This is a genomic window from Azospira sp. I13, from assembly GCF_003112695.1.
Classification (GTDB): Bacteria; Pseudomonadota; Gammaproteobacteria; order Burkholderiales; family Rhodocyclaceae; genus Azospira.
On record NZ_BFBP01000009.1, the window covers coordinates 24,688 to 38,128 of the forward strand.

At 63.4% G+C, this 13,441-nt stretch carries 15 protein-coding genes; 5 read left to right on the top strand and 10 right to left on the bottom strand.

Annotated features, from left to right (window positions below):
* Positions 1-17: 17 nt before the first annotated feature.
* From AZSI13_RS17280 to AZSI13_RS08480, 9 genes are all read right to left on the bottom strand, one after another.
* Positions 18-464 (bottom strand): agglutinin biogenesis protein MshP, encoded by a 447-nt coding sequence (locus tag AZSI13_RS17280; protein WP_133247297.1) that lies wholly within the window; start codon positions 462-464, stop codon positions 18-20.
* A 35-nt stretch (positions 465-499) separates the two neighbouring features.
* A complete protein-coding gene (locus AZSI13_RS08445) occupies positions 500-1,348 on the bottom strand; it encodes a type II secretion system protein J (protein WP_109040735.1) in 849 nt (282 codons plus the stop codon).
* Entirely contained in the window at positions 1,345-1,950 is a 606-nt protein-coding gene (locus AZSI13_RS08450; protein WP_109040736.1) for a prepilin-type N-terminal cleavage/methylation domain-containing protein, read from the bottom strand. The genes AZSI13_RS08445 and AZSI13_RS08450 overlap by 4 nt, the downstream gene beginning before the upstream one ends.
* On the bottom strand, positions 1,937-2,392 hold the full coding sequence (locus AZSI13_RS08455; protein WP_109040737.1) for a prepilin-type N-terminal cleavage/methylation domain-containing protein: 456 nt from the start codon (positions 2,390-2,392) through the stop codon (positions 1,937-1,939). Before AZSI13_RS08455 ends, AZSI13_RS08450 begins: the two co-directional genes overlap by 14 nt.
* Before the next feature lie 81 nt (positions 2,393-2,473).
* Positions 2,474-2,935, bottom strand: a complete 462-nt coding sequence (locus AZSI13_RS18310; protein ID WP_109040738.1) for a type II secretion system protein — start codon at positions 2,933-2,935, stop codon at positions 2,474-2,476.
* A gap of 22 nt (positions 2,936-2,957) precedes the next feature.
* Complete coding sequence (locus AZSI13_RS18315) at positions 2,958-3,491, bottom strand: prepilin-type N-terminal cleavage/methylation domain-containing protein (RefSeq protein ID WP_109040739.1); 534 nt, start codon at positions 3,489-3,491, stop codon at positions 2,958-2,960.
* 24 nt (positions 3,492-3,515) lie between these two features.
* On the bottom strand, positions 3,516-4,028 hold the full coding sequence (locus AZSI13_RS08470) for a hypothetical protein (RefSeq protein ID WP_109040740.1): 513 nt from the start codon (positions 4,026-4,028) through the stop codon (positions 3,516-3,518).
* Positions 4,029-4,054: 26 nt separating this feature from the next.
* Positions 4,055-5,284, bottom strand: coding sequence for a type II secretion system F family protein (locus AZSI13_RS08475; RefSeq protein WP_109040741.1), 1,230 nt, complete (start codon positions 5,282-5,284; stop codon positions 4,055-4,057).
* A gap of 2 nt (positions 5,285-5,286) precedes the next feature.
* Positions 5,287-6,993 (bottom strand): GspE/PulE family protein, encoded by a 1,707-nt coding sequence (locus tag AZSI13_RS08480; RefSeq protein ID WP_109040742.1) that lies wholly within the window; start codon positions 6,991-6,993, stop codon positions 5,287-5,289.
* Positions 6,994-7,079: 86 nt separating this feature from the next.
* On the opposite strand from AZSI13_RS08480, the gene AZSI13_RS08485 reads away from it, so the two are divergent.
* Positions 7,080-7,544: a tRNA (cytidine(34)-2'-O)-methyltransferase gene (locus AZSI13_RS08485; RefSeq protein WP_109040743.1), complete on the top strand. Its 465-nt coding sequence runs from the start codon at positions 7,080-7,082 to the stop codon at positions 7,542-7,544.
* 273 nt (positions 7,545-7,817) lie between these two features.
* Here AZSI13_RS08485 and AZSI13_RS08490 read toward each other — a convergent pair whose 3' ends face one another.
* Positions 7,818-8,912: a glycosyltransferase family 9 protein gene (locus AZSI13_RS08490; protein ID WP_109040744.1), complete on the bottom strand. Its 1,095-nt coding sequence runs from the start codon at positions 8,910-8,912 to the stop codon at positions 7,818-7,820.
* Positions 8,913-9,060: 148 nt separating this feature from the next.
* On the opposite strand from AZSI13_RS08490, the gene AZSI13_RS08495 reads away from it, so the two are divergent.
* The 4 genes from AZSI13_RS08495 to AZSI13_RS08510 all read left to right on the top strand — a co-directional run bounded on the left by AZSI13_RS08495 (position 9,061) and on the right by AZSI13_RS08510 (position 13,406).
* The gene (locus tag AZSI13_RS08495; protein ID WP_109040745.1) at positions 9,061-9,987 is read left to right on the top strand and encodes a hypothetical protein; all 927 of its coding nucleotides are present in this window, start codon (positions 9,061-9,063) and stop codon (positions 9,985-9,987) included.
* 8 nt (positions 9,988-9,995) lie between these two features.
* Positions 9,996-11,105 (top strand): glycosyltransferase family 9 protein, encoded by a 1,110-nt coding sequence (locus AZSI13_RS08500; protein WP_201262339.1) that lies wholly within the window; start codon positions 9,996-9,998, stop codon positions 11,103-11,105.
* A 220-nt stretch (positions 11,106-11,325) separates the two neighbouring features.
* Positions 11,326-12,171: an FkbM family methyltransferase gene (locus tag AZSI13_RS08505; protein WP_165833415.1), complete on the top strand. Its 846-nt coding sequence runs from the start codon at positions 11,326-11,328 to the stop codon at positions 12,169-12,171.
* 14 nt (positions 12,172-12,185) lie between these two features.
* Positions 12,186-13,406, top strand: coding sequence for an O-antigen ligase (locus AZSI13_RS08510; RefSeq protein ID WP_165833417.1), 1,221 nt, complete (start codon positions 12,186-12,188; stop codon positions 13,404-13,406).
* The last annotated feature ends 35 nt before the right edge of the window (positions 13,407-13,441 follow it).

Sequence of the window (13,441 nt, forward strand, 5' to 3'; positions counted from 1 at the left end):
GCTCGCCAGCATTCAGCCTACGGGCAAGCGGCAGGAATTCCGTTATTGACTACACACTCGGTGCTGACACGAATCTGGCGCTCAACATAATCGGCCCCATTGGCGTCAATGCCGACACATGTACCGCCTACCGGCCGGTTGCAGGCCGTAGCCACAATCTCATAAACACGCACCGGATTTGTCGCCAACAACTCATCAGTTTCGTACGTACGCGTACACGACACCGTTGATGTGTACTCGGAAAGACTGCTCCCAGCAAAGGTAAGCGAGGTCGTCGCAGCGCACTGACCATCCCGCAACAATCGATAAAGGCCCCACTCCACCCCAGACCTGGCAGCCTGATAGGCCTGAGCGCCTTGCACATCTTGTGCTGCACCACGGTTCTGGGCCGAGGTTATCCACAGCATATAAAGTGCGAGTCCAGCAAACAGGAGCAGCAAAAACACGGCAGTGATAATGGACACACCGCGCTGCCTGCAGAGCAATATAGGCCTTGAACTCATGGAATATTGCTCACATGAACCTGCTGGAAGAGGGTCACCACCTCAGCAGGGGCCTGCGGGTCTGCCAGCGTCAGGGAAACCGAAATCACCCCAGTGCGCGTGTTTGCCACATTGGAGTCATACGTAATGGTGCACGCGCTAACACCGTTGGCTAAGAGCGCGCTAGTTGCGGTATTTGGGGGAATGGCCTGCGCCGACGGAGAAGCAGGCGGCATCCCATATCCCCAGTAGCGGCGCAACTCTCCGGTAACAGGATCGCACCGATAGGTCACGCGGGAATCGACGATGAAAAAACGGTACCCCGGCGACGCCACGGGAAAACGAAACCCGGTGGCACCGCCAAAGGTGACTTCCCCTCCTGCGACTGCGGCGCTGATGGCAGAGATTGGGCTGATGTTCTGCCCCATGTACACATCAGAGCCGGAGTTCTCCCCCAGATTGGCTATAACCAAATAATCCCCAGCAACCCAAATGGGGGTATTTCCAATTACCTGGAAACTCTTGTCGTTGCTGGTGAAATCCAGCTCGTTCTTCACCGCACCAGCGCCATAACTGGCGGGATCTACCCGGTAACGCCCCCCGGTGCGGGTTTGCATGAACTCAATGTAATGGGCGCCCCCCGACGTCATGACCCGCACACTATTTGGCAGGGCCAGGCGCAAATCCCGGGCCATGCGCCGCAGGGCCGTGTCGGCACGATCCGTCAGGCGGCCGCGGCGCTCCGTATCGAAATAGCTTTCAATCGGGAAGCGGATGAACATCCCCACCAGGGCAGCGGCGATGCCCATAACCACCATGGCGACAATCGCCTCCACCAGGGTAAAGCCATGCTGAGGGCGTTTCATGGCGACACCCGCGGGGCGTAGCGGGTGCGATAGCTATCCAGCACCACCCGTGTGTTGTTCGGCCCGGTGACCGTCAGGCTTATTAGCAAGGCTTCGCTTGTTCCAATGTTCAACAGCCCTGCCTGAGCAATTGACAGGGTCGCCTTATAGCCTGCTGGAGCCGGCATTGCCAGCCCTATCGGGGTAATAGGAATATCGATGGGAGCCACGTCAAAATTGGAGACGTAATCGTTGACGTTATCAAAGGGCCGAACCTCTCCTGCTTCAGCTCCTCCAATGCCAACGTCCTCTACATTTCCCGCGCCGCAGTTGGCTACATCGGCGGCAGTAGCCACCTCAAAATTGGGCGTTCCCGCCCGGCAGAAGGTAAAACCTGCGGAGGTAATTTCTTCCATCAAGGCTTCGGCAATGGCCAGGGCCTGCTTCTGCGGCAGTGGATCGGCGCTATAACGGACAGACGTACTGATGGCAGACAAGAGGCCCACCACACCGATACCCACCACCAAGAGAAAAACGATGGTTTCTATCAGGGTAAAGCCCCTCTGGGGTACCCCAGCGGAAGGCTTTGATTGACAGACGGCGCCCCGGTCAGTAATGAACATAGCCGGTTTCCGCCTCGATGGTCAGGGAGAAGTTGCCCTCCACCCCATTGATGGGGAATACAGCCGTGCCACTACGCCGGCCTAGAGGGTCAAAGCTAACCGTCAGCGGTATCGTATAGGCCGCTACAGCGCTTGGAACTGGCAATACGTAATTGCCATTTGCGTTTGGATTGGTCAGCGAAACAGTGCAGCTTGTATCAGCAGCCTTGGCCGCCCGAGTAACTGCGACATTGGCGCCATTCGCCTCAACGCAGACCCAGCGGTGCTGGGCAATGGCCGTACGACGGGCATCTTGCAGCACGGTCAACATTTGATCCGCGAAACCGCGACTCTCGAACCCGTGCCTACCACCAAATCTTGGGATGGCATAAGCTGCCAAAATGCCAAGCAAGATCATCGTGGTGATCAACTCCACCAGAGTAAAGCCACGATGTTTGTACATACGATACCTCAAGGAAAAACGGCCCAGGACTCGCCTGGGCCGCCCATCTCTACGCCGGTTGCCGTAATAAAAGCTTAAGGCTTACTGGCAATTGGTCGTCGCAGCAGCGTAGGTCAGCGTGTAGGTCGGAGTAGCGCCGACAGTTGCCGGAGCTGCATAACCGATGGAGCAGTTGGTCTTCGAAGCAGCCTTTTGGTGCTCAAAAGCAGTACCGCCTGCGTTCGGCAGGATATCCGAGCTCAGATCCATGGCCTTTGCCAGTTCCGTTGCATTGGCAGCATAACCATTGGTGATATTCAGGGTCACGCCAGTCGCGATCTGAAAGTTATTCACCGTGCCGGATAGTTGGCCGGCAGCAGCAGCCTTACCGTAAATCATGGAATTGGCACCACGCATGGAGCCTTCGACACCCTTCATCACGGCAGAGCGAGCATCAGTACCCAGATCAACGAACTTGGGCAGTGCGGTCGCGGCCAGGATGCCCAGAATAACGATCACCACGATCAGTTCGATCAGGGTGAAACCTTGTTGTTGGCTTTTCACAGTAGAACTCCTTTGGTAAAAATCAGGAACAAACAGAATTGGCTGCAAGCAGAGAAACAATCGGGGCCACCACACGCGTGCCGGACAATTCGGCAGCCTTATAGGTGAATTGGCAATTAGTGCCCGTACCGCCGGGTACAGCAATGGTCAGCACGTTACCAGCAGTAGTTGCACCACCGGAATGAATGTAATCAATGCCGGCACCGCCTACCGTATCGGCTTGCAAGCCGGCAGCGGCAACAATCCCATTGACGTGAGCGGTGGGATACTGAGCCACCCCGGCCACATTCACCCCTTCCATATCGATGCTCAAAGCAGTGGTGTTATCAGCCGGACAAGCCGTTCCACCGGTACCCGCCTGAGCCAGACAAGTAGCATGATACAGAGCAGACGCTGCCTTGACGGAGGCCACAGCCCCCTGCAGCTTGGCCTGGCGAGCCTGGACCTGGAGGTTGACGAAACGGGGCAAGGCCACGGCGGCCAGGATGCCGAGAATGATGATGACCACAATCAGTTCGATCAGGGTGAAGCCGCCCTGCTTAGTCGCTTTTACCATAGTGTTTCCTTAAAAATAATCCGGCTATCTGCCCGCCCCCGGTGCCCGGTAACGCTTGGGCAGCCAGTCGCAGGCACATTCGGTGGTGATGCGGAAGCCCTCGAAAATACGGCCCTTTCCAGGAAGATCCCGATACAGCACTTGTATTCTGAACTCTACTCCACCGAACGTCATATCGTTAGTGAAAAAGTTCTCGGAAAACCTTGGCCAATAAAGGACTTTCCGTTTTTTTTCGTCGTAATACCAGTGCCCACGCTTGAGTTGGGAAATATCGTCCGGTAATACCCCGACATAATCAGCCACACTCCCTTCCAGGCGGGGAAAGGGGTCCTCCTCCGCCAGACGGGCGAGACCGCTGTCGCCCTGCAAATTGGCGCGAGCGGCCGTTTCCAGCCACAGACCAGCCCGCAGGGTATCAAGGACGGCGACGACGGAGACCTGCTCCGCCGCCCGCTGCACTTCCCGCAAGCGATGCAGGAGAATGGTCCCGAGCACCAGCAGCAGCAAGACGACCACCAGCAGCTCGAAACGGCTCATGCCGCGAGGGCGGTTTCTCATGGCGCTCAGCGCTTGAATGCCACCCGCCCGAGGTCCCAGATCGGCAGGAAGATGCCCAGGGCCAGGATCAGGACCATGATGCCAAGAGCGACGATGAGAATGGGCTCAATCTGCTGGGAGAGGTTCTTCAGTTCGTACTCCACCTCCCGCTGATACATGTCGGCCACTTCTTCCATCATGTCATCCAGGGCACCGGATTCTTCACCCACCGCCAGCATCTGCAGGACCACCGGGGTGAATACCCGGGCGGCGATGGCGGTGCGCAGCACGGATTCGCCTCGCTCCACACCTTCGCGCATCTTCTCGATCTTGTCAGCGATGAAGACGTTGTCCACGGTCTGGGCCACCACCGTCATGGCCTGCACCACTGGCACACCGCTGCGGATGGCCAGGGCAAAACTGCGGGAAAAGCGGGCCAGGGTTGCCTTCAGCACGATCTTGCCGGCAATGGGAATCCGCAGCTTGATGCGATCCCACTGGTAGTGCCCCACCGGCGTGGCTACCCAGGACGAGAAGGCGGCCACCGCGCCAACCACGCCGGCCAGCAGATAGGGCCAGTCAGCCACCATGAAGTCGGAAAAGCCGATCAGAATCTGGGTCATGAAGGGCAGTTCGGCATTGAAGCCCTTGAAGACCTGGGCAAACGCCGGTATGACCCAGATATTCACCACCACAATGGCGGCAACCATGGCTGCGATAACAAAGCTGGGATAGCGCAAGGCCGACTTCACCTGGTTGCGCATGAACTGCTCAAAGTCCAGGTGATAGAAGAGGCGGAGGAAGATTTCCTCCAGCCGGCCAGTCATTTCCCCCACCCGCACCATGGAAAGGTAGAAAGGGGGAAAGACCTTGGGGTGGCGTGCCAGGGAAGCCGACAGTTCCCGACCGGAATCCAGGCTTTCCCGCACCTCCTGCAGCACCTTTTTCACGGCGCCGTTATTAGAGGATTCCTGCAACCCGGCCAGGGCCCGCATGATGGGCACACCGGCTTTCAGCAGCGTGTAGATCTGACGGGAGAAGAGCAGCACATCCACATGCCGCACCTTTTCCGCAAAAAGGGTGATCCCGGCAGCACCGCTGGCTTCCTTGCGCGGGGCGGCGGCCGGCTTGATTTCGAGGGGAGTGATGCCCTGGGCGGTCAACTGGTCGGCCACGGCTGCGGCATTGGCGCCTTCCAGCATACCGGCGGTGGGGCTGCCGGCCGAATCCCGGCCGCGGTAGGCAAAATTGGCCACGCTTAGTCTTCCGTCTGACTGGCCACGCGCATGGCCTCTTCGATGGTGGTGCGGCCTTCCGCCGCCAGGGCGACGGCCGCACGGCGCAGGGTGTTCCCGGCCATCTGCTTGCGGGCCGCCTGCATGAACAGGGCGGGATCGTCCTGGTTGGCGGCTTCCACCACTTCACCGGTCATTTCCAGCATTTCCCAGACGCCGGTACGCCCCTGGTAGCCGGAACCGGCACAGTGGGTGCAGCCAACGCCTTTTTTGAAGCGGTAGTTCATGACGTTGTCGCCCAGTTCATAGCGCAGCCATTCCCGCTCATGGGGGTCCGGCACGTGGGGCTCGCCGCAAGAATCGCAGACGACCCGCACCAGACGCTGGGCCAGCACCAGTTGCAAGGCCAGGGCCACCATGTAACGGGGCACCCCCATGTCAAGCAGGCGGATGGGCGTGGAGATGGCATCGTTGGTGTGCAGGGTGGACAGCACCATGTGGCCGGTCATGGCCGCCCGCATACCGATTTCGGCAGTGAGCTGGTCACGCATTTCGCCCACCAGGATGATGTCCGGATCCTGACGCAGTGAGGTGCGCAGCACGCGGTCAAAGGAGAGGTCGATCTTTTCGTGCACCTGCACCTGGTTGATGCCGGGCAGGCGGTATTCCACCGGGTCTTCCACGGTGATGATTTTCTTCTCCGTGGTATTCAATTCGGAGAGGGCGGCGTACAGGGTGGTGGTTTTGCCCGAGCCGGTGGGGCCGGTGACCAGGACGATACCGCTGGGACGATGAATGGCGTGACGCAGACGCTCCAGGACATGGCTGGGCATGTGAATCTTGTCCAGCCCGAGGATGCCGTTGGACTGGGCCAGGATCCGCATCACCACGGATTCGCCGTACTGGGTGGGCATGGTGGAAATCCGCACGTCCACCGGGTTGTTGCGCACCTTGATGTTGAAGCGGCCATCCTGGGGCAGGCGCTTTTCCGAAATGTCGAGACCGGACATCAGCTTCAGGCGCAGGGCCACGGCGGTGGCGATCTTGGGGTCGGCCTCGGTCTGCACATGCAGCACGCCGTCGATACGGAAGCGGATACGCAGGCGGCTTTCCTGGGGTTCGATGTGGATGTCCGAGGCCCGGGTGCGCAGGGCTTCTTCGAACACCGTCTGCAACAGTTTCACCACCGGGGCGTCTTCGGCCCCCGGGGTCAGGCCCAGGAGTTCGCCGAACTCGATGGGCACATCGGCCATTTCGGCCTGCAACTCCTTCGCCAGGCCGGAAATTTCCTCGGTGCGGCGGTAGATGCGGTCGATGGTGTTGAGCAGCTGACTTTCCGTCACCACCGCCAGGGTGATGTCCCGGCGCACCAGGCGAACGATTTCGTCATAGGCCAGCAGGTCCGTCGGATCCACCAGACCCACCTGCAACATGCCGCCCTGGTCCTCCAGGGCGATGGCGCGGAAGCGCCGGGCCTGGGCCTCGGGCAGCAGGCGGGTCAGCTCCGGCTTGACGTTGACGACCTTGAGGTCGATAAAGGGAATGCGCAGCTGCCGGGCCAGGGCCTGGGAAATCTGCTCTTCACTGACGTAGCCGCTTTCGACGAAAATACGCCCCAGCTTGCGGCCGGTAAGCTTCTGCTCTTCCAGTGCCAGCTTGAGCTGATCCTGGGTCAGCAGGTTCTGCTGAATCAGCAGGTCGCCGAGTCGGATTTTCTCCGGCCGCGTCATAAAACGTCTCCAATCGACTTTAGCTTCTCATGATAACAAGCTGAGTTGTAACACTTTTGATATAGCTCAAGCAACCAAAACACCCCGTGCCCGCCATTATTCTTTTCCAGCCCGAGATTCCCCCGAACACGGGCAACATTATTCGCCTCTGTGCCAATACTGGCTGTGAATTACATCTCGTTCAGCCCTTGGGATTCGATCTTTCTGATAAGCATTTGCGTCGGGCGGGGCTGGATTACCACGAATACGCCCATATCGTGCGCCACGAAAACTGGGGCGCCTGCCTGAAGGCGATGCAGGGGCGCCGCCTCTTCGCCCTGAGCACGCGGGGCGCCCAGCGCTACGACACGGTGAGCTACGAGGCAAGCGATGCCTTCGTCTTCGGCCGGGAAAGCGCCGGCCTGCCGGCGGATGTGCTGACCACCTTCCCGCCGGAAAGGCGCCTGCGCCTGCCCATGCTGCCCGGCCAGCGCAGCTTGAATCTCTCCAACGCCGCCGCCGTGATGGCCTTTGAGGCCTGGCGCCAGCTGGGGTTTGCCGGCGGAAGCTGACCCCCCGGCAATCGCTCATTGCCCTGGAAGGTAAGCAGGACGCCATTCTCGCCCGCACTGCCGCTGCAGGCCAAGAGGGATGCGGCGTTTGAGGCAGGCCCGCGCCCCTATTGCCTCTCCAGGCCAATTTCAGGATTTCCGGGGAGCGCTCCAGGCTTCCCCGTTATTTCCAGCCCCCTTGGGGACCGTCCCGGCCGCCCAACTCAGCCAGCGGCTGACGCGCCCCTCCACCGCTGCGGAGTGACGGACAGCCCGCATCGGCCGGGCAGCCCCTCAATCCGACAACATGCCCAGAGCCGCCTCGATCACCCGTTCCGCCGTCATTTCCGTCAGGCAGCGGCTGTAGCTGGCGGTGTGCCGGTCACAGCCTTCCAGGCGGCAGGGCACGCAGTCGCCAGCGCCCTGGAGCAGTTGCACATTGCCTACCCGGCCGCTGCCGACGAAGGCCCAGGGGCTGCCCGGGCCTTGCCAGCCGGCGGGCCAGGGGCCCCATTTGACCGGGTTGGAGGGGCCAAAGAGGGCCAGGGTGGGAATGCCGCAGGCCGCCGCCAAATGGCTGGCTGCCGTGTCCGGGCCAACGAAGAGGCGGGCCTGGCGCAGCAGGTCAGTGGTGGCGGCCAGGCTGAGCTGGCCGGCCAGGCTGCCGACACCGGCTTCGGCGGCAATAGCGCGGCAATAGTCCACTTCCGCTGCCTCGGGGCCGCCGCTCAGCCATACCGCCAGCCCCCGTTCCTGCAGGGCCCGGGCCAACGCCACCCAGCCCTCCGGGCGCCACATCTTGTAATTGAATTTGGGGTAGGGGTGCAACACGGCAAAGGGCGCGCTGACGCCCGCCGGCAGGCTGCCGTCACCCCGGGGCGGCACCACTTCGCCGACGCGGGGAATGCCCAGACGGTCCGCCAGTTGCAGGGCCATGTCCACCGTATGGGTGTGCAGGTCGTCAAAGGGCAGGGCATCGTCGAGCCAGAAGTTTCGTGCTTCGCCTCCGGCCTCGGCAGGGGCTTCGCCGGCAAAGCCCAGGCGGTGCCGGGCGGAGGCCCAACCGTAGATGCGGGCCCGGTCCGAGGGCACGGCGGAAACGGCCAGGTCGTAACGCTTCCACAGACCGGCGAGTTCCTTCAGGCGCTGCTGCCAGCGGGAACGCTCCGGCACGGCAATGACGCGGTCGATATCCGGATTACCCGCCAGCACGCCTTCAGTGCCGCGGAAGACCAGGGCGTGCACCTCCGCCTCCGGCCAGGCCCGGCGCAGGCTGCCCATGAGAGGCGTGGTCAGCAGCACGTCGCCGATGCGGCGGGTGCAGATGACGAGAATGCGCCGGGGGGAGGGATGGAACATGGCAGCGGGCACAGGGGAGGACGGGGTCATGAAACGAAACGAGCGGGAAGCGGGAGGAAAGGGAGCCGAAGGGGCGTGATGACAGGGGCCTGGGGCGGCTAGTTTATAATGCCCGCCAGCCAAAAGGGCCAAGCAGATTGGCTCGGTAGCGCGTGCCAACAGCGAGTGCCCATAATTTATGCCTAAACTTTACATCGACGAGTTCGTCGGCGTCTCCAACCGCCTGGAGACCCTGCCCCTGGCCTTCGCCATCGCCAAAACCTACGGCCACGACATCATTCTGGACTGGCACGAGCTGGATTCTTTCTCGGTGGACAATACCCGCCGCGGCAAGGTGGGCCTGCTGGCCCGCATCGGCGCCCAGCGGGTGCGGCAGTGCGACCGGGCTCTGTTCGACAGCCTGGGCGGCAAGAAAATCATCCTGCGCTCCCTCGACGGCCCGTCGGAAATCCTCGACCCCATCTACCTGGAAACGGCTCGCCGCCTGCATCTGGCGCCCCATCTGCGGGAGCAGGTGCAGCAAACCTTCGCCGGTCTGGAAGGGCGCCCGGTGGTGGGGGTGCACGTGCGCCAGGGCGACTACGAACTGGGGGACGAAAGCACCTACCGTATCGACCGGGAATGGCCCGCCGTACCCGTCTGGTGGTACGCCGAAACCATGCGCGCCATCCAGCGCCAACAGCCGGACGTAGTCTTCTTCCTCTCCTCCACCGGCGACCCCAAGGCCCTGGCCGAGCTGCACGACGGCCTCACCGTGGTCAGCCTGGACGCCCCCTCGCCCTACGGCTACAAAGGTCAGGATCACGCCTCCGTGGTCAACCCGGTGGCCGACATCTTTGCCCTGGCCTGCTGCCCGGTGCTGCTGGCCACCCCCATTTCCGGCTACTCCCACTGGGCCGCCAACGCCCTGGGCGAGGCTACCGACTGCATCGTGCCCCTGCCCGGCGCCACCCGGGAGAACCCCCTGCGCGGTCTGGTGCAGATGTATGGCTCCCGCCTGCCCCGCTGGCGCAATGCCGGCCGCACCGGCGAAGACACCCTGGCCCTGGGCGACGGCTTCGCGGACATCGACCTGTCCCGCCCGGCCCACACCCGCTGGCTGTGACTGCCCCCGTGCCTGCTGCTGCCCCCATGAACATCCTGGTCATCCGCCTCGACTTTCTCGGCGACATGATCTGCACCACGCCCCTGCTCGCCGCCCTGCGCCGGGAGTACCCGGAGGCCCGCCTGTGCGTCCTGGCCACCCGTTACAACCGGGTGGCCCTGGCTGGCAATACGGATGTGGATGAGATATTCACCTACGTCTACAGCCGCCAGCCAGAGCGCAACGAGCGCCCCGGCAAACTGCGGGCGCTCTGGGACCGTCTCTGCCTGGTACGCCGCCTGCGCAAGGAGCGTTTCGACCTGGTGGTGATCCCCAACGGCGGGCGCAACCAGGGCAGCATCACCTTCGCCCACCAGCTAGGCGCCCGGCGCATCGTCTTCCGCGACCGGGAGACGGAGTTCGACGATCGCAACCCGGAACATGTGGCCAGCCGGACCATCGAGCACGAAGCCCTGTCCGGCTTCCGCCTGCTCGATCTGCCACCGGAACGCCATGGCCCCCTGCACCTGAAGCTGGTGGCCGACCCGGCCCGCCTGGCGGCCCAGTCCTGGTCACCGGGGCCACCGGTGGTGGGCCTCTTCGTCACGGCCCGGGACCCGGCCCGCATCTGGCCCACCGCCCACTGGGCCACCCTGGCCCGGGCCCTGGCCGAGACGGGCGGGGCCGCAGAAGGAGGGCCTTTGCGGGTGGCCATTCTCTGGTCCCCGGGGCGGCCCGACCAGCCCTTCATTCGCGGCGACGATGCCCAGGCCGACACCCTGCGCCAGGCCCTGGCCGGTTTGCCCAACGTCCATTTCGTACCCACCCCGACGGTGGACGACTTGATCGCGGTAGCCGCCAATCTGGATCTGGCGGTGACTCCCGATGGCGCGCCGGTGCATATCTGCGCCGCCCTGGACCGCCCGGTGGTGGCCCTGTTTGAAAACCGCCGGGAAAAAACCGGTCGCTGGTATCCCCTCGGCGTGCCCCAGCGGCTGGTTACGGCAACAGCGGAGGCCGGTGGCACCAGTGTCGGCGACATCGCACCCGAAGCCGTTCTTGCTGCCGTGCAGGCGTTGTTGCAGGAGTCGGTACGGAAGCGGGCCGCAGGCCGGGCCGCGGCCACCGCTCCGAGCTAATTCGGCCAGCCCCGAGGCGGGGCGCAGCTTGCGGCGGCAAGGCGGCTGACGGCACGCCAGCTGCCTGCGAAAAAGCTCTGGCCCCCTCCCCGCACACGCCCCAAACGCCCCGCAGAACAGCCCGGGGAGCGCGGCTCCGTGGAACGTATCGGTTATGATGGTCGACTTTCAGCCGAGCGCCCCCGGCGCCGTCGGAGTCATAAAAAAAGGGTTTCTCTTCATGAACGGAAAAATGCTGCGCGCCCTGCTGCGCTCGGGCAACACCCAGTTTGCCAAGGACTTTGCCGATGCGGCCCGCCAACAGCCTCAGCTTTCCGGCCGCGCCACCATGGTGTGGACCCGGGGTGACGGCAAGCCGGTGCATTACCGCCGCGGCACCACCGACCTGGGTCTCATCAACAGCATCCTGCTGAAGCGGGAAGGCGCCGGCGAATACTGGCTGCCGGATGAAGTGCCCCACGGCACCATCCTCGACATTGGCGGCAACATCGGCGTCACCAGCCGCTACCTGGCCCACCGTTTCCCCAAGGCCAAGATTCACACCTTCGAGCCGGTGCCCACCAACGTGGCGGTGCTGCGGGACAACGCCGCCGCCGTCTCCTCCGTCACCGTGCACCCCTACGGCCTGGGCCAGGAGAACGGCAGTTTCACCCTGCAACCCAACTCCGACGACCTGCGCAACCAGGGCAATTTCTCCCTCACCGCCCAGAAGGAAGGTGTCACCGGCGTGCAGGTGGAAGTGCGGGCGGTAGCCGACGTGCTCAAGGATTCCAATATCACCCAGGTGGACATCATCAAGATCGACACCGAAGGGGCCGAGTGGGACATCCTCTCCGCCATTCCGCCGGAAGTGCTGTCCCGGGTGTCCTGGATCTACGGCGAGCTGCATACCGAGTCCATCGCCAACCCCACCGCCTTCAAGCTGCTGGATTACCTCTCCCAGTGGTTTGTCATTGACGTGCACAAGCCCCTGCAGAAGCAGAACTTCAACTTCGATGCCTGCAACAAGGCCATCGCCGGCCAGTTCCGCGAATTCCGGCGCCGTCACAGCAAGGCCCGCTTCTGAGGAAAGCTCCCCCCGTGTTCACCTCGTCCGCGCCCTCCCGCTCCGTCACCGCCGTTGGCTGGCTGGCCTTTCTGCTCGGCTTCAGCCTGCCCATCTCCACCGCCCTGGATAACCTCCTGTTGCTGGCCCTGGTGGTGGCCTGGTGCGTCGCCGGGGACTGGCGCGGCAAGTGGGAGCGGCTCAGCGCCAATCCGCCGGCCCTGGCCATTGGCGCCCTGCTGCTGCTCGCGGCCCTGGGTCTGGCCTGGGGGCTGGGCGAATGGGCGGACAAGGGCAAATATTTCGGCAAGTACGCCAACCTGATCCTGGCCCTTTGCCTGATCTCCCTGCCCCTGCCGGAAACGCGGCGGCGGGAGGCTTTGTGGGGCTTTGGCCTGGCCACCCTGCTGATCCTGGCCCTTTCCTACGGGCTCTGGCTCGGCCTGGTGCCACCGGGCTGGAAAGAGGGCTGGAGCGCCGCCAATCCGGTGGTGTTCAAGGCCCGCATCACCCATAGTTTCTTCATCGCCCTGGGCGGCTATTTCTTCCTCATCCAGGCGCTGTATGCCCGGGAACGCTGGCTGCAGGCCCTGCTCGGCGCCCTGGCCCTGGCGGCTCTGGGCAACGTGCTGCTGACCGATGGCCGCACCGGCCTGGTGGCGGTGGCCGGGCTGGCCGCCTATCTGTTCATTGCCCGCTTCCGCTGGCGGGGTGTGGCGGTTTCCGCCGTAGCGCTTGCTGCCGGGGTGGCGGCCGTGGCCCTGGCGCCCCAGGCCCCCCTGGTGAAGCGCCTGCATGAAGGCGTGGCCGAAGTGCAGACATGGCAGTACGGCCGGGCCGATGAAAGCTCCATGGGCCTGCGTATGCAGTTTGCCGCCACCAGCCTGCGCATCATCGCCGACCACCCCCTGAGCGGCGTCGGCACCGGCGGCTTCGAGGCCGCCTACGCCGCGGAGATTGCCCAGACCGAGGCCCGGGTCTCCAACAATCCCCACAACCAGTACCTGCTGACCACGGCCCAACTCGGCCTGCCAGGGCTGCTCCTGCTGCTGGCGGTGTTCATCCTGGCCTGGCGCCGGGGCCGGCTGCTGGACCCTGGTGAGCGCCTCTTGCTGCGAGGTTTCCTGGTGGCCTTTGCCGTCGGCAACCTGTTCAACTCCTTCCTCTTCGACCACGCCGAGGCCCTGTTCTTCGCCTGGTTCACCGGGCTGCTGCTGGGCTTCCGCCCCTCCGCCAGCCTCTCGCCGCGGCACTAGGGCGGGGCCGGGTCAGACCGCCGCGCTATCCCGCC